The 18,349-nt window shown below is 66.0% G+C and carries 20 protein-coding genes and 1 pseudogene; 7 read left to right on the top strand and 14 right to left on the bottom strand.

Annotated features, from left to right (window positions below; all coding sequences use genetic code 11):
• Positions 1–34: 34 nt before the first annotated feature.
• Together ACWDPV_RS01525 and ACWDPV_RS01520 are read left to right on the top strand one after the other, a co-directional pair.
• Complete coding sequence (locus ACWDPV_RS01525; RefSeq protein ID WP_449741478.1) at positions 35–481, top strand: Hsp20/alpha crystallin family protein; 447 nt, start codon at positions 35–37, stop codon at positions 479–481.
• 537 nt (positions 482–1,018) lie between these two features.
• Entirely contained in the window at positions 1,019–1,225 is a 207-nt protein-coding gene (locus ACWDPV_RS01520) for a hypothetical protein (RefSeq protein WP_348805011.1), read from the top strand.
• 15 nt (positions 1,226–1,240) lie between these two features.
• On the opposite strand, the gene ACWDPV_RS01515 is transcribed toward ACWDPV_RS01520, so the two are convergent.
• Genes ACWDPV_RS01515 through ACWDPV_RS01505 form a run of 3 tightly spaced genes read right to left on the bottom strand, consistent with a single transcriptional unit; the run spans position 1,241 to position 3,851 of the window.
• The gene (locus ACWDPV_RS01515; protein ID WP_348805010.1) at positions 1,241–2,161 is read right to left on the bottom strand and encodes a metal ABC transporter permease; all 921 of its coding nucleotides are present in this window, start codon (positions 2,159–2,161) and stop codon (positions 1,241–1,243) included.
• Positions 2,158–2,925, bottom strand: a complete 768-nt coding sequence (locus tag ACWDPV_RS01510; RefSeq protein ID WP_449741477.1) for a metal ABC transporter ATP-binding protein — start codon at positions 2,923–2,925, stop codon at positions 2,158–2,160. Before ACWDPV_RS01510 ends, ACWDPV_RS01515 begins: the two co-directional genes overlap by 4 nt.
• On the bottom strand, positions 2,922–3,851 hold the full coding sequence (locus ACWDPV_RS01505) for a metal ABC transporter substrate-binding protein (RefSeq protein WP_449741476.1): 930 nt from the start codon (positions 3,849–3,851) through the stop codon (positions 2,922–2,924). The genes ACWDPV_RS01510 and ACWDPV_RS01505 overlap by 4 nt, the downstream gene beginning before the upstream one ends.
• Before the next feature lie 269 nt (positions 3,852–4,120).
• On the opposite strand from ACWDPV_RS01505, the gene ACWDPV_RS01500 reads away from it, so the two are divergent.
• The gene (locus ACWDPV_RS01500; RefSeq protein WP_449741475.1) at positions 4,121–4,633 is read left to right on the top strand and encodes a hypothetical protein; all 513 of its coding nucleotides are present in this window, start codon (positions 4,121–4,123) and stop codon (positions 4,631–4,633) included.
• Positions 4,522–5,547, top strand: coding sequence for an alpha/beta hydrolase-fold protein (locus ACWDPV_RS01495; protein ID WP_449741474.1), 1,026 nt, complete (start codon positions 4,522–4,524; stop codon positions 5,545–5,547). The genes ACWDPV_RS01500 and ACWDPV_RS01495 overlap by 112 nt, the downstream gene beginning before the upstream one ends.
• 11 nt (positions 5,548–5,558) lie before the next feature.
• On the opposite strand, the gene ACWDPV_RS01490 is transcribed toward ACWDPV_RS01495, so the two are convergent.
• The 8 genes from ACWDPV_RS01490 to ACWDPV_RS01455 form a co-directional block, all read right to left on the bottom strand.
• Entirely contained in the window at positions 5,559–5,843 is a 285-nt protein-coding gene (locus ACWDPV_RS01490) for a helix-turn-helix domain-containing protein (protein ID WP_449741473.1), read from the bottom strand.
• Positions 5,840–6,211, bottom strand: coding sequence for a type II toxin-antitoxin system RelE/ParE family toxin (locus ACWDPV_RS01485; RefSeq protein WP_449741472.1), 372 nt, complete (start codon positions 6,209–6,211; stop codon positions 5,840–5,842). The genes ACWDPV_RS01490 and ACWDPV_RS01485 overlap by 4 nt, the downstream gene beginning before the upstream one ends.
• A 225-nt stretch (positions 6,212–6,436) precedes the next feature.
• The gene (locus ACWDPV_RS01480) at positions 6,437–7,300 is read right to left on the bottom strand and encodes a DUF559 domain-containing protein (RefSeq protein WP_449741471.1); all 864 of its coding nucleotides are present in this window, start codon (positions 7,298–7,300) and stop codon (positions 6,437–6,439) included.
• A gap of 93 nt (positions 7,301–7,393) precedes the next feature.
• Positions 7,394–8,662, bottom strand: coding sequence for an AMP-binding protein (locus ACWDPV_RS01475; RefSeq protein WP_449741875.1), 1,269 nt, complete (start codon positions 8,660–8,662; stop codon positions 7,394–7,396).
• Positions 8,659–9,318: a DUF3349 domain-containing protein gene (locus ACWDPV_RS01470; RefSeq protein ID WP_449741874.1), complete on the bottom strand. Its 660-nt coding sequence runs from the start codon at positions 9,316–9,318 to the stop codon at positions 8,659–8,661. The genes ACWDPV_RS01475 and ACWDPV_RS01470 overlap by 4 nt, the downstream gene beginning before the upstream one ends.
• Positions 9,319–9,495: 177 nt before the next feature.
• Positions 9,496–9,807 (bottom strand): DUF3349 domain-containing protein, encoded by a 312-nt coding sequence (locus tag ACWDPV_RS01465; protein ID WP_449741470.1) that lies wholly within the window; start codon positions 9,805–9,807, stop codon positions 9,496–9,498.
• A 54-nt stretch (positions 9,808–9,861) separates the two neighbouring features.
• Positions 9,862–10,149, bottom strand: a complete 288-nt coding sequence (locus ACWDPV_RS01460; protein ID WP_348805002.1) for a hypothetical protein — start codon at positions 10,147–10,149, stop codon at positions 9,862–9,864.
• A 39-nt stretch (positions 10,150–10,188) separates the two neighbouring features.
• Complete coding sequence (locus tag ACWDPV_RS01455) at positions 10,189–11,439, bottom strand: anion permease (RefSeq protein ID WP_449741469.1); 1,251 nt, start codon at positions 11,437–11,439, stop codon at positions 10,189–10,191.
• A 213-nt stretch (positions 11,440–11,652) separates the two neighbouring features.
• On the opposite strand from ACWDPV_RS01455, the gene ACWDPV_RS01450 reads away from it, so the two are divergent.
• Positions 11,653–12,711 carry an LLM class F420-dependent oxidoreductase gene (locus ACWDPV_RS01450; protein WP_449741468.1) on the top strand — a complete coding sequence of 353 codons (1,059 nt, stop codon included), beginning with the start codon at positions 11,653–11,655 and terminating at the stop codon, positions 12,709–12,711.
• Between the two features lie 196 nt (positions 12,712–12,907).
• Positions 12,908–14,113: an EAL domain-containing protein gene (locus tag ACWDPV_RS01445; RefSeq protein WP_348804999.1), complete on the top strand. Its 1,206-nt coding sequence runs from the start codon at positions 12,908–12,910 to the stop codon at positions 14,111–14,113.
• Between the two features lie 13 nt (positions 14,114–14,126).
• On the opposite strand, the gene ACWDPV_RS01440 is transcribed toward ACWDPV_RS01445, so the two are convergent.
• Positions 14,127–14,702 (bottom strand): YdcF family protein, encoded by a 576-nt coding sequence (locus ACWDPV_RS01440; RefSeq protein ID WP_449741467.1) that lies wholly within the window; start codon positions 14,700–14,702, stop codon positions 14,127–14,129.
• Positions 14,703–14,718: 16 nt separating this feature from the next.
• On the bottom strand, positions 14,719–15,681 hold the full coding sequence (locus ACWDPV_RS01435; protein ID WP_348804997.1) for a 1,4-dihydroxy-2-naphthoyl-CoA synthase: 963 nt from the start codon (positions 15,679–15,681) through the stop codon (positions 14,719–14,721).
• Between the two features lie 541 nt (positions 15,682–16,222).
• On the opposite strand from ACWDPV_RS01435, the gene ACWDPV_RS01430 reads away from it, so the two are divergent.
• On the top strand, positions 16,223–17,845 hold the full coding sequence (locus ACWDPV_RS01430; RefSeq protein ID WP_449741873.1) for a sugar transferase: 1,623 nt from the start codon (positions 16,223–16,225) through the stop codon (positions 17,843–17,845).
• A 60-nt stretch (positions 17,846–17,905) separates the two neighbouring features.
• On the opposite strand, the pseudogene ACWDPV_RS01425 reads toward ACWDPV_RS01430, so the two are convergent.
• Positions 17,906–18,313, bottom strand: a pseudogene (locus ACWDPV_RS01425) (O-antigen ligase family protein); the annotation flags it as partial.
• Positions 18,314–18,349: the final 36 nt, after the last annotated feature.

Genomic DNA, 18,349 nt, shown 5'->3' with positions numbered 1-18,349 from the left:
CTGGCGGCATCCCTGGACATAGGAGGTGTTTGCTGTGCTGCGTGTCGATCCTTTTGCTGCTGTTGATGACTGGGCAAGGGTCCTGTTGGCCGGGGAGCCGGTTGCTACCCGGCGTACTCCCCGGTTCATGCCCATCGACGTGTTCAAGGTCGATGATCACTATTCGCTGGTCGCGGACCTACCCGGTGCAGATCCCGGTTCGATCGACCTGAGTGTGGACAACGGAGTGCTCACGTTGTCGGCACACCGCAGTGCTCGGTCCGACGACGGGGTGCAATGGCTGGCCAGCGAACGATTCTCGGGTACCTACCGCCGTCAGATCACCCTCGGTGACGGCGTCGACCCGGCCAGGATTTCGGCCGCCTACGACAATGGTGTGCTGACCGTGACCATTCCGGTGGCCGAGCAGGCCAAACCCCGCAAGATCGAGATCGGCCATTCCGGGGCAGGGCGCCAGGAGATCACCGCCGGGGCGGGCTGAGGGCCCATCGACTTCCGTTTCTATGGGACGTGAGTTGATCAGTAGAGGTGATGGACATGACGGATTGCCTCGATGTGGTTGTCACGCAAGGACTTCCTGAGATTCTGGAGCCGGAGGAGGCCTGGCTGGCCGCCGAGATCGACGCACTGTTTGCCGCTGCCCACCAACGCCGATGCCGTTGCGTCGCACGGTCCAGAACGACAACAGCGTTCGGTCGTGCGGCTCGGCGGCGGATCGGTGGCACCGAGAATCCCGACGGTGATGGCGGCGGACGGCGGCCGTCGTCGCGCGGTGGTCGGCAGCGCGCACCGCCTAGTCGGTGGTGGATGCCGGACGCCCAAGCCCGTGGAATCGACCGATAGTGGGAGGAGGTGATCGGTGTCGCCGCGTGAAAGCCGGTGACACAGGAAGATTCCGATCGCACAGTGATATCTCGAAGGTCAGGTGAGGTGGTTCCGGGTCGTCGGGACCCGAGAACCCCTCCCTGCCAGAGGTATTCGTTAACGAGTACGGCCTTAGTCGAAAGGTGGGATTCATATGCCAGTCGATCGCTTGCGTGCCTCCGTTGATGCCGACGTGGCGGACGTTGTGGAGCAATGTCTGTCGGTCGATCCGGCCGATGCCGACATCAGCGAGCCCGACATCGACAGCGTGACCGTCGAAGCCGCCGACGCCGACCTGGCCGAACAGGCTCTGCCGGTCGGGTCCGACGACCCGGACGAGTACCGGGACCGCCGTGGATAGTCGATGGTGCGGTTGTCACTGACCAGGGATGCGCGCGGGGGATGTCCCGCGCTCGGGCCGGCGGATACGCCCCCCGTGCCTTGCGGCGGCTCGACTGGCGGAATGAGTGAACCAGCCGGTCACGATCCCGTACTTCGGGCTGAACAGATAGACGAGGGTGAACAAGATGCCCTGTGTCAGAACGACCATGCCGCCGGGTGAGGTGTCCTGATAGTAGGAGATGTAGAGGCCGACGACGCCGCTGACGACTGCGGCGGCTGGGGCGACGATCAGCATCCGGGGGAGCCGGTCGGTCAGCAGATGTGCGGTGGCGCCGGGGATGATGAGCATGGCCACCACCAGGACGATGCCGACCACCTGCAGCGCGGTGACGGCGGTCAGGGCCAGCAGCCCGAGAAGTGTGGCGCCCAGGACTCGTGGGCTCAGGCCGATGGCGAAGGCGTGCGTGGAATCGAAGGCGTACAAGGTGAAGTCGCGTCGTTTGGCGAGCAGGACGACCGCGACGATGCCGCCGAGGATCGCGATCTGCAGCAGGTCGCTTCGGGAGACGCCGAGGAGGTTGCCGAAGATGATGTGGTTGAGATCGGTCTGACTCGGAGTCACCGAGATCAGCACCAGGCCCAACGCGAACAGCGTCGTGAACACGATGCCGATCGCGGCGTCCTCCTTGACACGGCCACGGTCGCGGACCGCGCCGATCAACCCGACGGCGAGGAATCCGAAGATGATGGCGCCCAACGCGAAGGGGGCGCCGAGGATGTAGGCGAGGACGACGCCGGGCAGCACCGCGTGCGAGACCGCGTCGCCCATCAGCGACCAGCCGATGAGCACCAACCAGCACGACAGCAGTGCACACACCACCGATGCGATGATCGTCGCGGACAGCGCGCGGGTCATGAATCCGTAGGCGAACGGGTCGACGAGCAGGTCGATCATCGTCGCTCCCCGGTGACCGGCGCGTCGTCCAGCGGATCGTGTCCGAAAGCGCGAATGAGGTTGTCCGGGGCGATGACTCGCTCCGGCGTGTCATGCACCAGCACCCGGCGCATCAGCAACACGGCCTGATCGGCCAACTGCGGCAGCGCCTGCAGGTCATGGGTGGACACCAGCACGGTGGCGCCGTCGTCGGCGAGTTCCCGCAGGAGCGCGATGATGGTGGCCTCGGTGCGTTTGTCGACACCGGCAAACGGCTCATCGAGGAGCAGAATGGACGCGCCTTGCGCGATACCGCGGGCGACGAACGCCCGTTTGCGTTGCCCACCGGACAATTGGCCAATCTGTCGGTCGGCGAACTCGGTGAGCTCGACGCGGCGCAGCGCCTCGTCGACCGCCTCGTGATCGCGCCGGCGGGGACGACGGGTGAGACCGAGATGCCCGTAACGGCCGGTCATCACCACCTCACGCACCGAGATGGGAAAGCTCCAGTCGATGTCCTCGGATTGCGGTACGTAACTGACGGTTCCGCCGCGGCGGGCCCGCGCCGGGGTGCGACCGTCGATGAGCACGCCACCGGATTGCGGGGTGATCAGACCCATGATCGTCTTGAACAGGGTGGATTTGCCGGAGCCGTTCATCCCGACGAGACCGCATACGGTGCCGGCGTGAAGCCGCAGGGTGGTGTCGTGCAGGGCGAGGACGTCGCCGTAGCGGACGGTCACATCGTCGACGTCGATGGCGTACCCGGCATCCGGCGCGGTCATGACGCGGGCGCCGTTCCGGTGAGGCCGGTGACGATGGTGGTGACGTCGTGGCGGATGAGGTCGAGGTAGGTGGGTACCGGGCCGTCGGCCTCGGACAACGAGTCGACGTAGAGGGTGCCCCCGAAGCGGGCACCGGTGGCCGAGACCACCTGCTGCATCGGCTTGTCGGACACCGTCGACTCGCAGAACACCGCCGGAATACGTTGCTCGCGAACGACATCGATGACACCGGCGACCTGTTGCGGGGTGGCCTGGGATTCGGCGTTGACCGGCCACAGGTAGTGCTCGGTGAGTCCGGCGTCGCGGGCGAGGTAGGAGAAGGCACCCTCGCAGGTCACCAGGGCGCGCTCGTTGGCGGGCAGCTCCTGCAGCGCGGTGACGAGGTCGCCCTGGACGGCGTCGAGTTGTTCCTTGTAGGCGGCGGCGTTGGCCCGGTACGTCTCGGCGCCGTCGGGATCGAGGTCGGTGAACGCGGTGACCAGGTTGTCGACGTAGATCCCCACGTTCACCGGACTCATCCAGGCGTGCGGATTCGGCTTGCCCGCATAGGCGTCGGAGGCGATGGGGATCGGGTCGACGCCGTCGCTGACCACAACGTGCGGGACGTCGAGATCCTCGACGAACTGGCCGAACCACGCCTCGAGGTTGAGACCGTTGTCGACGATCAGCGAGGCCGTCGACGCCGTGCGGATGTCGGCGGGGGTGGGTTCATACCCGTGGATCTCCGCACCCGGTTTGGTGATGGACTCCACCTGCAGGCGATCGCCGGCGACGTTGGCGGCGATGTCGGCGAGCACGGTGAACGTGGTCAGGACGACGGGCTTGTCGCCGTCGGCGCGTGAGCTGCCCGAGCATCCGGTCACCGTCCACACGGCCATCACTCCGGCGGCCAGGAGTGTCATCAAGCGAAGTCGATGTTTGGGCATGCCTACATTATAAGTTCGGGTACCCGTATTCGTGCAAGCCCGACGAAACCGGCGGGCGTGACGGCTTTGCTCGACCAATCATTCGCGTTGCGAAATCAAATGCGGGAGTTGTGCTGCAGGGGCGCGCAGGTGCCCGTAATGTCCCTTGCGGCAACAGAGTTGCCTTCGTGCGTGTCGAGGTGGCGCGTCGCAGCTGAGTTGGGGGAAACTGGAAAGGGTCCTCCATCATAGCAATTCGCTGGTCTCGTCGTGTCCGGCGTCGGGTGCTGGTGTCGTCGATCGCGGCGTGCACCGCGGCGGCGATGGCGGTCGGCGTGACGAGTCATGCGTGGGCCGTCGACCCCGACCGACTGCGTGACGGCTGCGAGTGGCGCACCCCGGAGGAGGAGGCCCAGCGCGTCCAGACCTGCACCTTCTACTCAGAATCGTTGGGGCGCAACGTCGTCGTGCAGGTCCGTGCCTCCGACAACAAGGCCGGTGAGACCGAACAGGCCGTGTACTTCCTCGACGGACTCGGCGCGAACCCGGAGTACAGCACGTGGTCGACCGTCGACGCGGGTGCGGTTGCGTCGTATTCCACCGGCACGAATCTGGTGATGCCCGCCGGTGGTGCCGGTGAGTGGATGACCGACTGGCAGCAGGCGCCCACCGGCGGTGACACCGCGCTGCAGTGGGACGGGTTCGTCGGTTCGGAACTCCCGCATACCTGGCGACGAACTTCGACGTCTCGACGTCGAACAACGCGATCGTCGGGGTGTCGATGTCGGGGGCGCCCGCGGTGATCCTCGGCCTCAACCATCCCGAGGTGTTCACCGTCATCCGCTCCTACTCCGGCTACTACCAGACCGCCAATCCCATTGGCTGGATTGCGATTCCCCTGATCCAGATCGCCCGCGCCGACATCACCAACGGGGTCTGGGCGATGTGGGGACTCCCGCTGGCGTCCGGCAACACCTGGGACGACAACGATGTGCCGCAACGGATCGCCGAGGCCAAGGCCAACGGACAGACCGTCATCATCTCCACCGGCACCGGTATCCCGACCGAACGCGAACTGTCCACGGCATGGACGTTGATCCAGCAGGTCGCGCAGGAGACGCCGGAACTGCTGCCGGTCCTGCTGCCGGCAGCGGTGCAGGGCCTGGCGTTGGGGATCGTGCTGGAGGTCGGGGCGCTCGTGTCGACGGCGCTCCTGCAAGGCTTCGCCATCCTCCAGGAACTGCCGATCTCGTTCAGCTACGCAAACGGCGGTCACAACTGGATCGCCTGGGCCGCCGACGAGGACAACGACGCCCAGGAGATCGAGGAGGCGATGGCGGCGTCGGCGTCGGCATCGACGAAGACTTCGGCTGTGGCGGCTTCGGCTGTGACGTCGGCTCCGGCATCGGTGGCCGCGCGCAGTGTCGTGGCCGACGATGACGAGGTGGCCGGTGACGAGATGACCGGTAGTGCTTCGGTTTCCGAGCCCACGACCTCGGTCTCACCCTCGACCACCGCGGTACCGGCCGTGCCCACCTCCGAGGCGGCCACGACGACGAGCGCGGCGAGTACGACCAGCGAGGAAGCGGTCGAGCCCAGTGACGAGGCGGCCGAACCGGCGACGGTCACCGAGTCGTCCGGGGCCGGTGCGTCGACCTCAGAGGAGGCCGCTACATCGGCAGAGTTCGGTGTGCCCGCCGTCGAGGCGTCGGAGTGATTGTGGACAGCTCAGGACTGTGCGGCTGTTGATTCGGGGTCAGCGTCGAGCACGATCGCGACGTGTACACCGACCTTGTCGGCGAGGGTGACCAGGGCGTCGAGGCTGAACTTGGAGACGCGTCCATTCATGAGTTCGGAAACGCGAGGTTGGGTGATACCGAGGTTGGTGGCGGTGACGGTCTGCGACCAGCCGAAGGTGGTGATGCGTTCACGCACGGCCCGCATCAGCGCGGCGCGGACGCGCATGTTCTCGGCCTCGGCGGGGGTGTCCATGATGTCGTCCCAGACGCTCATTGGTTCTCCTGGGGGTTACGGTGACGGGCGATTTCACGAGCCTCGGCGTAGCGCCGTTTGCCGGTGTCGAGATCGCGTTGCGTGGTGGTTTGGGTCTTCTTGGTAAACACGTGCAGCACGTAGACGTAGTCATCGAGTTTGGTCACGTAAAACGCCCGGTAGGCACCGTCAGTGGTTCGGACGCGAATCTCACGGCATCCGGCGCCGACACCGGGCATGGGGCGCCAGTTGTCGGGGTCGGAGCCGAACTGAATCTGTTCGAGTTGGTACCCGAGGTCTTGTTTCGCTGGTAACGGTAGGTCACGCAGATCGGCCAGCGAAGACCCGACCCATTCAATGGGTGCTTCGGATTTCTGGTTTCGCGACACGCCACGATCGTATATCGATACCAGTATATCCGTCGACGAGGCTACCACTCGCCAGGCTTATTGCGCAGGCGGTCGCGGCCCGTCGGCGACGAGGCAGTCGGTGATGCTTCGTCTTCCGCCCGACCACCAGGCTGCTGACCCGACAGGTACACAGCCCGTTGAAGTGATCGCGGAACGTCACGCCATGGAGTGACGTTCCGCGACGTTCTCGGTGATGTGGTGGGCTCAGGCGGCGGTAGCGGCCAAAGCCTTGGTGACGGTATCGATGACGTAGTCGGGTCTCTCGATGAGGTCCTTCCAGGTGAAATGCAGGACCTTCCAGTCACCGGAGAGTTCGTTGTTGCGATGCCGGTCGTGCTGGAACTGATGGGCGTCGTTGGCGTGATAGGCGATGCCGTCGATCTCGACGGCGACCTTCGCTGCGGGAAACGCGAAGTCGATGATGTAGCCCTTGGAGGGGTGGTTTGCGATCCACCCGGTGATCCCGGCGCTCGTAAAGATGCGCACTGTTTCGCGCTCGGCAGCCGACCGTGCCCCGGATCCGATTCCGAGCAGGATCTTTCGCAGGTGATCGACGTCGCGGGAGCCTCGTCGTCGATCAACCGCGGCGCGGAGCTGCTCCTCGGTCACTTTCTCCCGGAGAAGTGCTGAGTCGACGACCTCCATGCCGGCTTCCAGCACCGACAACGCCAGCGACGTCACCCTGAGGCCGCAATTGATGACCACGTCGTCGGCGGGGAGCTGACGATGACGGATGATCGCGCCAGGGACGCTGGCCTGATAGCGAGGGGGTACGGAGATCGCAATCTGGCTGGGGCACTTGTCCGTTGCGCCCCACCACCACGCGGCGGCGTGACCGCATACGACGGCCTTTCCGCCGGCGCGATGCGCGGTCATCCGGACACGTGTACGCATGGTGAGTGGATGCGCAGCGACGCGGTGGATGCCACGACCTACGGGCAGGAGGTCGCCGGTGCGGACGAGTCGGTGGACGGCGGCGCGGTTGATTCCGCGGGAACGGAAGTCGGCGGCGACAAGGACACCGTCGTGTTCGAGGGCGAGGCTGCGCAGGGGAGCGGGGAGAGTCATGCGAAGTTGGACGCGGGGGGAGTGCCTCGCGGTTCCATCGACTAGTTGGGGTGTTCACAGACGTCGTGGAAGGTCACGCCATAGGGTGACGTTCTACGACGTTTGGCCGAACCGCTCGCGCAGTGCCCGTCGATCAACCTTGCCCGGGCCGCGGACCGGGAGTTCATCGACGACGAAGATCTCACGCGGTGCGGCGTAGCGGTCGAGGCGGGTTGCGACGAGATCGTGGATGCGTTGGATGTCAACGGTTTCCGATGCGACGATCACCGCGGCCACCTTCTCGCCCAGGCGGTCATCGGGGAGGCCGACGACGGCGCATTCGCTTACTGCCGGGTCGGTGACGATGATGGCCTCGACGACCTGCGGGACGATGGTCAGCCCGCCGGAGGAGATAGCCTCGTCGGCGCGGCCGATGATGCGGAGGGTGTTGTCGTCGATGCGGCCGAGGTCGTCGGTGCGGAAGGTGGCCTCCCGCTGGGCTGTCGGGTTGCGATGGTCTCGACTCGCGGCTCGCCCTGGGGGGCTCGCCGCGGCTCGACCGGCGGGGGGAGCGGCTCGACCGGCGGGAGGAGCGGGAGATGCTGGAAACGCCGCATGCTCCGGCAACTGGCGGTACCCGTGGGCCACCATCGGGCCGGTGATGACGACGCGGCCGACACCGTCGGGGTTCTCGTCGAGGAGTGAAAGGTGCACGCCGTCAAGGGGAATGCCGTCGTAGACGCAGCCTCCGGCGGTCTCGCTCATGCCGTAGGTGCGGATGATCGGGATGCCGGCATCGAGGGCCCTGCGTAGCAACGGTTCCGGCGTCGCGGCACCGCCGACGAGGAGCGCGTCGACCTTGGCGAGAGCTGTTGTGGCGCGCGGATGTTCGAGGACCTTCACCAGCTGGGTGGGCACCAGCGAGGTGTACCGCCGCGGACCGTCGAAGCGTTCGAGGGCATCGGCGAAGGCGTCAGGGTCGAAGCCGTGGCTCAGGTCGAGGACGTCAGGGGTGAAGCCGGCGGCCAGTGCGCGTAACAGCACCTGCAGCCCGGCGATGTGGTGCGGCGGCAGGGCGAGCAGCCAATTACCTTCTCCGCCCAGGTGCGTGGCGGTCGCGGCGGCCGAGGCGGCGAGCGTGGCGGGCGTGTGCTGCGACCCCTTGGGCGTGCCGGTGCTGCCGGAGGTGGCGATCACCAGCGACACCTCGTCGTCGATCGGGGTGCCGATGGCGAACGCGTCGTGCAGGAGTTGCGTGGCGCGCGGGTCGTCGGCGGGGACCGGTGCGAACGCCGACGACCCGTCGAGGATGGCGCGCAGGTCGTCGAGGCGGTCGAGGACTGCGGGGCCCGGTGGGAGCGGGAGGGGCTGCAGGGGCCTCAGGGTTGGTCCTCTTCGGACTCGTCGGTGGGTGGGTTGGGTTCTCCGCTGCGGTGGTCTCGAGGCTCGTCGCTAGCGCTCCTCGCACCTCGACCGGCGGGAGGGGCGCCTCGACCAGCGGAGGGGGAGGGGTCTCGAGGCTCGTCGCTAGCGCTCCTCGCACCTCGACCAGCGGGAGGGGCGCCTCGACCATCGGGAGGGGCGCCTCGACCAGCGGAGGGGGAGGGGTCTCGAGGCTCGTCGCTAGCGCTCCTCGCACCTCGACCATCGGGGGACGGCGGACCATCGGAAGGGGCACCTTGACCAGCGGGAGGTGAGCCGGCGGAGGGATCGGCGGGCGGGGAAGGTTCGGCGGGGGGAGACGGAGGCGCCAACGGGGCGTCGTCGAAGGGGAAGCCGTGCTCTTCGAGATAGCGCTGCACGCGGGAGACGTCGTCGTCGTGGGGGAGTTCGTGGGTGACGGCGGTGATCTTGACGCCGGCGTCGATCTTGGAGATCGGTTCGGGGGGCGGCGCGGCCTCGGAGATCAGCTCGCCGGAGACGTGCTCGACCTCCTCTTCGGACAGTTGCCTGCGCAGGATGGCGAGCAGCGGGTTGTAGTCGCGTTCGGGGACACCGTGGGGATACCCGGCACGCAGCCAGTCGATGATCCGCCCCACCAACGGTCGATCGGCCACGAGTGACCACCTCTCTTCATCGGACGAGTCCCGACTGCCCCCTGTCGCGATTGTAGGGGCCACGACGGTGATCGCCACGTTTGGTTCACATGGCCGAACCCGGCCGCCTCGATGCGAGGTCGGCCGGGTTCGGGCGCTTCGGAATGTCGGGCGAGGCGCTCAGACGTTCGCGGTCGGTTGCGACAGCGGCCACCCGGCGGCGGCCAGACGACCGGCCACCTGATTGATCTCGTCGTCGGTCGGAACCTCCGAGGTGACCTTGGCGATCGCGTCGGCGATGTCGGTCTCCGACAACGGCCGATCGAGATTGTGTTCACGGGCCAGGCGCAGCGCGACGTCGGTGACCTGCTCCTCATTCAGCGTGCGGATGAGCAAGGCCAGCAGCGGCGGGAACTCGGTGGGCGAGATGCCTTCCGGGTACCCCTTGCGAATCCAGTTGACGGCGGATTCGAAAAGCGAGGTGTTACTCATCAAGTCCTCTTTCGGATCAGTCGATGACTCGGGCGGACGACGTGGACGGTCGAACTACTTCTTGTAGGCCCACTCGGGGAAGATCTTGATGTCGAAGTAGTAGTTGAGCGTCTGCCGGGTGATCCACAGGATGCCGAACACGATGGCGGCGATCACGATGGCGAAGAACAGGTAACCGACCGCCTTGAGGAACGGGTTGGGGGCGGTGACGGAGCCGTCGGCGTTGGCGTCACCCATGCCGGCGGCGTGCACGCGTAGTCCCACCGCGAACAGGGCCGGCAGTCCCGCACCGAAGATCAATCCGACGATCAGGACCTTGCCGATCGCTTCGAGAGTTGTCATGGGATTCCAGTGTCCTTACTGGTCAGGAGATGACGGGGTTCAGGCGACCGGAGTCGAGCCGGGCTTGGTGGTGTCGACGGACTCGGTGTTCATCTCGGCCGGGATGATCGAGTTGGTGCTCTCGTCCCATTCGGCGTTGACGTTGTTCGAGTCGACCTTGTTCTGCTGCGCGCGGTACCACATGAACACCGACAGGGCGATCAGGATGGCGAAGATGACCAGCGCGCCGAGCACGTTGCCCAGCAGGTGCGCGATGCCGAAGCAGACGGCGCCGACGATGCCGGCGGCCGGCAGGGTGGTGACCCAGGCGACGGCCATGCGGCCGGCGACGGCCCAGCGGACCTGGGCGCCCTTCTTGCCGACACCCGAACCGAGGATCGAACCCGTGGCGACCTGCGTCGTCGACAGCGCCATACCGGCGGCCGAGCTGGTCAGGATGATCGCGGCGGAGCTGGCCTCGGCGGCCATACCCTGCGGCGAGGTGATCTCCACGAGGCCCTTGCCCAGGGTGCGGATGATGCGCCAGCCGCCGAGGTAGGTGCCCAGCGCGATGGCGCCGGCGCAGGTGAACACGATCCAGAACGGCAGGCCGTGGCTGACGCTGGAGGCCTCGAGGTGGCCGGTGGCGATCAGGGCCATCGCGATGACACCCATCGTCTTCTGGGCGTCTCCGGTGCCGTGGGCCAGGGAGACCAGCGACGCCGAGGCGATCTGGCCGTACCGGAAACCGGCTTCCTTGTGGGATTCGGCGATCTTCTTGGTGATGGCGAAGATCAACCAGGTGCCGCAGGTGGCGACGATGCAGGCGATCACCGGCGCCATCAGGCCGGGCAGGATGATCTTGGTCCACACGCCGCTCCAGTTGATGCCCGAAAGGCCGAGGGCGGCGATGCCGGAGCCGATGAGGCCACCGAACAGGGCGTGCGAGGAGCTTGACGGAAGGCCGAACAGCCAGGTGAACAGGTTCCACAGGATGCCGCCGATGAGGCCGGCGAAGATGATCAACAGTGCTGTCGTGGCACTGATCCCCGCGACCAGCTCGCCGCTGTCGGCGCCCTTGGTCTGTTGCAGGTTCAGAATGCCCTTGGTGATGGTGGCAGCGACCTCAACCGACAGGAACGCACCCACCAGGTTCAAAATGGCCGAAATCCCGACGGCGACCTTGGGCTTGAGTGCACCGGTGGCGATGGAAGTCGCCATGGCATTACCCGTGTCGTGGAAGCCGTTCGTGAAGTCGAAGCCGAGTGCCGTGATGACCAGCAGCACAAGTATCAGCATCTCTCCGCTCATGCGGATTATCATGCGACTCTCGGTGTCGTTCCGCCTAAAAATCGGGTCATCTGGATCGGGTCGTGATAGCGGTGTGACCTGCGAGTTCATGCCGTAAGCGCACGTGTTCACCAACTGTTCATCTAATTGCCCCCATGGGTATACCGGAAGCGGCACGACCGAGCGATCGCACGGGCGCGTCGTCGTCGGAAAAGGGTGTGGAAGAATCCGGGCATGACGCTGAAGCTGGGTATGCCGATCAACTACGCGGGCGACTTCCGCGAGACCATCAACAACCTCGTCGACTTCGAGAATGCCGGTGTCGGGCGGATTGCGGTACCCGAGGCCTACAGCTTCGACGCGGTCAGCCAGCTCGGCTACATCGCCGCCAAGACCGAGAAGATGGAACTGCAGACCGGCATCCTGCCGATGTACTCCCGCACGCCGACCAATCTCGCGATGACTGCGGCCGGCATGGACTACATCAGTGGTGGACGGTTCATCCTCGGTATCGGCGCGTCGGGGCCGCAGGTGATCGAGGGCTTCCACGGCGTCAAGTACGACTACCCCGTCGGGCGGGCTCGGGAGAACGCCGAGATCGCTCGCAAGATCTGGCGCCGGGAAAAGTCGGACTATCAGGGCGAGTACTACACGCTGCCGCTGACCAAAGAGGACGGCGGCACCGGTCTCGGCAAGCCGCTGAAGATCATCAATCACCCTGTGCGCGATCGTATTCCGATGTTGCTGGCAGCTATCGGGCCGAAGAACACCGAGCTGGCGGCAGAGATGTTCGAGGAGTTCCAGCCGTTCCTCTTCCATCCCGAGTACGTCGACCTGGCCTTCGGTGAGCCCCTCGCGGCGGGCAAGGCCAAGCGGGATCCGTCGCTGCCCGACCTCGGCATCGTCGTCGGCGCCAGCGCCCGGATTTCCGAGGATGCCGACGAGATCGAACGCGCCATGCAGCATGTGCGCAATCACGCCGCTCTCTACATCGGTGGCATGGGTGCGCGCGGCAAGAACTTCTACAACACTCTCGCGGTGCGCTACGGCTACGCCGACGCGGCCAAGGAGATCCAGGACCTCTACCTCGACGGCAAGAAGGCCGAGGCCGCCGCGGCGGTGCCCGACGAGCTCGTCCGGGCGATGAGCCTCATCGGCCCGAAGTCGTTGGTGACCGAGCGGGTCGAGGCGTTCCGCAAGGCCGGGGTCACCGTCGTGCTGGCCGGGCCGTTGGCGCCCACCCATGCCGAGCGGGTTTCCGACATGGAGCAGCTCGCCGAGATCTTCGGCTGACGGTGGGCCGTCGGATGGATCGCCTGACCCATTTCGCCACGGCCCCGAGCGGTGAACCACATTGCGGCTTTCTGACTTTGCGAAATCGGTGGTCAATCGGGTAGTCGGTTGTGCGAAGCGTTCTGCGGCGTGGAATCATTCGGGTTTAGCGTCGTGGCGCGCGGCGGCGGCCGGAACACAGGGGGCAGGCGGAGTCATGGAGCGTGAGCGGGTCGTCGGTGAGCCGACGCCCGACGCGGTGGTGGCGGTCATCAAGGTCGACCCCATGTATCGGCTGGCGTCCACGCTGGGGCATTCCGCTGCCGTTGCCGTGGCGCGTCGGCACATCGACGAGACCGTGTCGGCGATCGATGCGGAGGTGACCGTCGTCGAACTGTCGACGACGAGGTTCGCGCTGCTGATCCCGCACGGCGGACCGGGTGCACTGGATGCGCTGCGGAGTCGCTTCGAGGCGGGGGCAATTCTCATCGACACGGGCGAGCGGCCAAACTATGTCGACGTCCGCCTCGGTGTGGTCGGTGCCTGGATGCTGACAGAAGCCGTGAGTTGGGGCGAGCTCGTGCGCTTCGGGCATCGAGGGCTGTCGCGGACGTTGAGGTCGGCGTCGCGGGTCGTGGTGGTCGACGACGCACTCATCGCGGTCACCGACGACGAGGCCGCCCAGATGAAGCTGCTCGCCCGCGCCACGCCGAGCGACTTCCGGGTGCACTACCAGCCGATCGTCTCCCTCGGCGACGGTGAGGTGGCCGGGTATGAAGCCCTGTTGCGGTGGTACGGCTCGGGCGGGCAATTGTACGGCCCGTCGGCCTTCTTCCCGTTTCTGGAGGAGACGGCGCTGCTGCGTCCGGTGACGCGGGACTCGTTGGCGACCGCGGTGTCGGCGCTCGCCTCGGGCGCCATCGCCAACCACTGCCCCAAGGCCTTCGTCGCGATCAATCTGTCGGAGCGTCAGCTCCTGGACCCGCGATGTGTGGACGCGATCGTCGATGCGGCCGCCGAGAAGGGGATCGCCCTCGACCGGATCTGGGTCGAGGTGCGTGAGGACGAGATCATCCGCCGGCCGAGTCAGGCGGGCCGCACCATCGAGCAGCTCGGCGCGGTCGGCTGCACCGTGTGCATCGACGACCTCGGTGCCGGATACTCCGCCCTGAGCTACATCAAGGATCTGCCGATCGCGGTGCTCAAGGTCGATATCGCGTTGGTGTGCAAGCTACTCGTCGATCCGGTCGCGGTGGCGATCACCCGTACCATTTGCGACCTCGCGCAGGCCACCGGACTGCGGACCGTCGCCGAGGGAGTGGAATCGCCCGAGTTGATCCCGATCCTCAATACGCTGGGTTTCGATTACGCCCAGGGCTATCTGTTCGGGCGGCCGGCGGCGTTGGGGTCGTTGAAGGGGTGAGTGTTCTGCTGCGTCAGTCGCAGCCGAGGATCGCGGCCTTGCCCAGTGCGGTGTACTGGTAGGCGAATTCCTTGGTCCAGAAACCGAAATTGCTTGTGTATGAACGTGGGACGGGTTTCATGACGGTCTGACCGTCGAAGCACTGGCCGAAGATGTAGCGGGCGCGCACCATGTGGTAGCGCCAGCTGATGACCATCACCGAGTGCCAATTGCGTTCGGCGGCAATTCGCTGCACCTCCATCGCCTCGCCGCGCGTCGTCGACGGGTTGGGTGCGAAGCAGATCACCTCGATTTGCGCTGTGCTGGAGGAACATACGCGTTGCATCAACTGATACGTGCCTTCGAGGTACTCCGGCGGGATGGCCAGTTCCGGGTTGGAGATAACCACCGTGTTCGCGTAACCCTCACGCGCCAGCTGGATTCCGTAGTCCTCGCGACCGTCGTGCTCGCCGCCGAGCACGACGATCGCGTCGACGTGACGCAGCTGATCGGAGTGATCCCGGTAGAACAGTTGGTAGCCCAGGCCGTAGAAGGCGGTGAGCCCTCCGACGACGATGACGATCAGGGTGATCAGGAGTCGGCGCAGCATACGTGGTCGGCGTGGGTCAGTAGTAGTAGGGGAACGCGTCCCAGTCCGGAGAACGCTTCTCCAGGAAGGCATCTCGGCCCTCGACCGCTTCGTCGGTCATGTAGGCCAGGCGGGTGGCCTCACCGGCGAACACCTGCTGACCCATCAGTCCGTCGTCGGCGAGGTTGAACGCGAACTTCAACATGCGTTGTGCGGTGGGCGATTTGCCGTTGATGGCGCGCGCCCACTCGATGGCGGTGGTCTCCAGCTCGGCGTGGTCGGCGACGCGGTTGACCGCCCCCATCCGGTGCATCGTCTCCGCGTCGTAGGACTCGCCGAGGAAGAAGATCTCGCGGGCGAACTTCTGGCCGACCTGCTTGGCGAGGTAGGCGCTGCCGTACCCGGCGTCGAAGGAGCCGACGTCGGCGTCGGTCTGCTTGAACCGGGCGTGTTCGCGGGAGGCGAGGGTGAGGTCGCAGACGACGTGCAGGGAGTGACCGCCGCCGGCCGCCCATCCGTTGACGACGGCGATGACCACCTTGGGCATGGTGCGGATCAGGCGCTGCACCTCGAGGATGTGCAGCCGACCGCCCTCGGCTTTGACGCGGGCCTCGTCGACGGTGTGCGCCCCGGCGGCGGTGACGTCGCTGTCGTGGCTGGTGGCGTACTGGTAGCCGGAGCGACCCCGAATTCGCTGGTCACCGCCGCTGCAGAAGGCCCAACCGCCGTCCTTGGGACTCGGCCCGTTGCCGGTGAGCAGGATGGTGCCGACGTCGGGGCTGCGGCGCGCATGATCGAGGGTGCGATAGAGCTCGTCTACGGTGTGGGGCCGGAACGCGTTGCGCACCTCCGGGCGGTCGAACGCGATCCGCACGATGCCGTTCGCTCGACCCGCACCGACGTGCCGGTGATAGGTGATGTCGGTGAGGTCGTCGAATCCGGGGACGGTTGCCCACTGGGTCGGGTCGAACGGTTGCGACTGCGCCGCTGCGGTGCTCATGCAGACAGGTTATCGGGGACGGATGGGGTGGCGTTGACGGCGCTCTCTTCTCCGTTGACGGCGGACGCACACGAATCTCGCAGGTCGAGCACACCCCGTGCCCATTTCTAGACATTCGCCGAGTACACCCACCCCCGCGACCTGGGCTTTTGCCGAATCTCTACTCGCAGAATGTCTAGAAATGGGCAGACGGGCCGGAGGACCAACGTGAATTCCCTCGTGCCCCGCGGATTCTCGAGACAGCGCTGTCAGTGGGCGCGGCGGCCGGTGCGAGCTGTCGGTTCTATTGCCTCGGGCCGTTCAAAGGAGTACATTTCTGCTTGGCTTTTCTCATCACGGTGGGGACGCGGCTGGGGGGCTGCGAAGTGATGATGACGGGCCGGGACAAGTGATTCTTCTTGAGGGGGAGATCTATAGTGACGCCTACGGCGTCGTCTTCTGCGCGGGAGACGACGGGGGGAAGACGCGCGCACAGCACCTGCGGTGGTTGAATTCGTCTGCTGCACAGTCAGTTTCGGCGGACGTGTTACGGCGTTATGCGATGGCGCTCGGCTGGACGGATTTCATCGCGATCACCGCGGTGGTGTTCGTGGCGCAGTCGGTGCGGTTCGGTTTCGACACCGAGCCGTCGGGTTCGGCGGGATTGCCGGTTACGGCGATCTCGATCTGCTTGATCGTGGCCTGGATGGTGGCACTGCGGGTGTACCAGACGCTGGATCGACGCGTAATCGGTTCTGGTTCTGTGGAATACAGTCGCGTGGTCTCGGCGTCGCTGTCGGTGTTCGGAGTGCTGGCGATACTGGCGCTCGCCCTGCAACTCGACGTCTCGCGCGGATTCTTCGCGATGGCGCTGCCCGTCGGCACGGTGGCCCTGCTGGTATCGCGCTGGCTGTGGCGAAAGTGGCTGGCGCGCCGACGATCCGACGGTGACTTCATCGAGCGAGTCCTCGTCGTCGGCGAAACCCGCTCCGCCACACACCTCATCAGTCATCTGGTTGCCCGCCCCGAACTCGGTCTGCACGTCGCCGGGGCGTGCCTGCCGACCGCGCGTATGCGGCCGGCCGAGACCGCTCTGATCGTTGACGACGCCGAGGTCGGCGTCTTCGGAGACTTCGACGACGTCGGTGCTGCCGTGCAGGCGTGTGGCGCCTCCGTGGTCGCGGTGACCTCGGCGGAAGCCCTCGGACATGCCGGAATGCGGGAGCTGTCCTGGGACCTGGAGAAGGTCGGTGTCTCGATGATGGTGTCGCCGGGCATCACCGACATCGCCGGCCCACGCATGATGGTGCGCCCGGTCGCCGGATTGCCGTTGCTGCACATCGACAAACCGCAGTACGAGGCCGCCACCCGGTTCCGGAAAGCCCTCGTCGACCGGGGCGGCGCCACCGTCATGATGCTGCTGATCGCGCCGGTGCTGGCACTGATCGCGCTGCTGATCAAACTCGACTCGCCCGGACCGGTGTTCTACCGTGCGACACGCGTCGGCATGGGCAACGCACCGTTCCGGATGTGGAAGTTCCGGTCGATGTACCGCGATGCGGAACTGCGCAAGCAGGAACTCCTCGATCAGAACGAGGGCTCCGGTGTGCTGTTCAAGATCCACGACGACCCGCGCGTCACCCGCTTCGGGAAACTGCTGCGCCGCTACAGCATCGACGAGCTACCCCAGTTACTCAATGTGCTCGGTGGGACGATGAGTCTGGTCGGTCCGCGGCCGCCGCTGCCCGAGGAAGTCGAACTCTACGACGGTCGCGTCGCGAGGCGCATGCTTGTCAAGCCCGGAATGACCGGACTGTGGCAGGTATCGGGACGCTCCAACCTGTCGTGGGAGGAGTCGGTTCACCTCGACCTGTCCTACGTGGAGAACTGGTCGATCATGGGCGACGCCGCAATCCTGTCAGTGGACGGCGACATGGGAGACCTTCTCGGCGTGGGGAACCTTTCCGGGGGTGCCGATCGCAGCGGCACCGACCTGGGCGGCACCGACACCCGGCCCGCGGCTTCGTTCGTACCAGCCGATCGCGATGCCGGCGAGCAGGAATGCCAACGCGTTGGGGAAGTCGAAGAACCGCAGGTCCACGGTGGTGCCGGCGATGACGAGGGTGAGCATCGTCATTGCGGCGAGCAACGCCAGGTTTCGGCCGCAGACTCCGGCGTCGGGTAGGGCACGGACGGCGCGAACCAGGGCGAGAGCCAACAGGATCAGGACGGCGAGCCACAGCCCGACACCGACGATCCCGAGTTCGACGAAGATCCCGGACTCGTTCTGGTGAGAGGAGATGCCGAAACCGCGCATCCACGGGATGTCCTCGGAAAACCGTTGATGGTGCACCGTATTGAGCGCGGTGAAACGTCCGATACCCCAGCCGAACAGTGGTTTCTCCTGGATGGCCCACCAGGAGGTGGCCAGTGAGTTGAGCCGGTCGTCGACCTCGTTGACCGACGCGACACCGCCGGCCGACCGGTCACTGCTGGTCAGCCGACTCCACGTGGCCATCACGCCGACGATGACCACCAGCAACGAGATCACATATGGTGTGCGGGGTTTGGCGAGAACGGCCCCCACGATGATCATGATGACGAAGGCCAACCACACCACGCGCGTGTAGGTGAGGTACACGCCGTAGGCCATCGCCCCGGCCGCCACATACAGCAGCACCCGAATCCA

This window comes from Gordonia sp. NPDC003504 (genome assembly GCF_053587995.1).
This window is presented reverse-complemented; position numbering and strand designations above follow the sequence as displayed.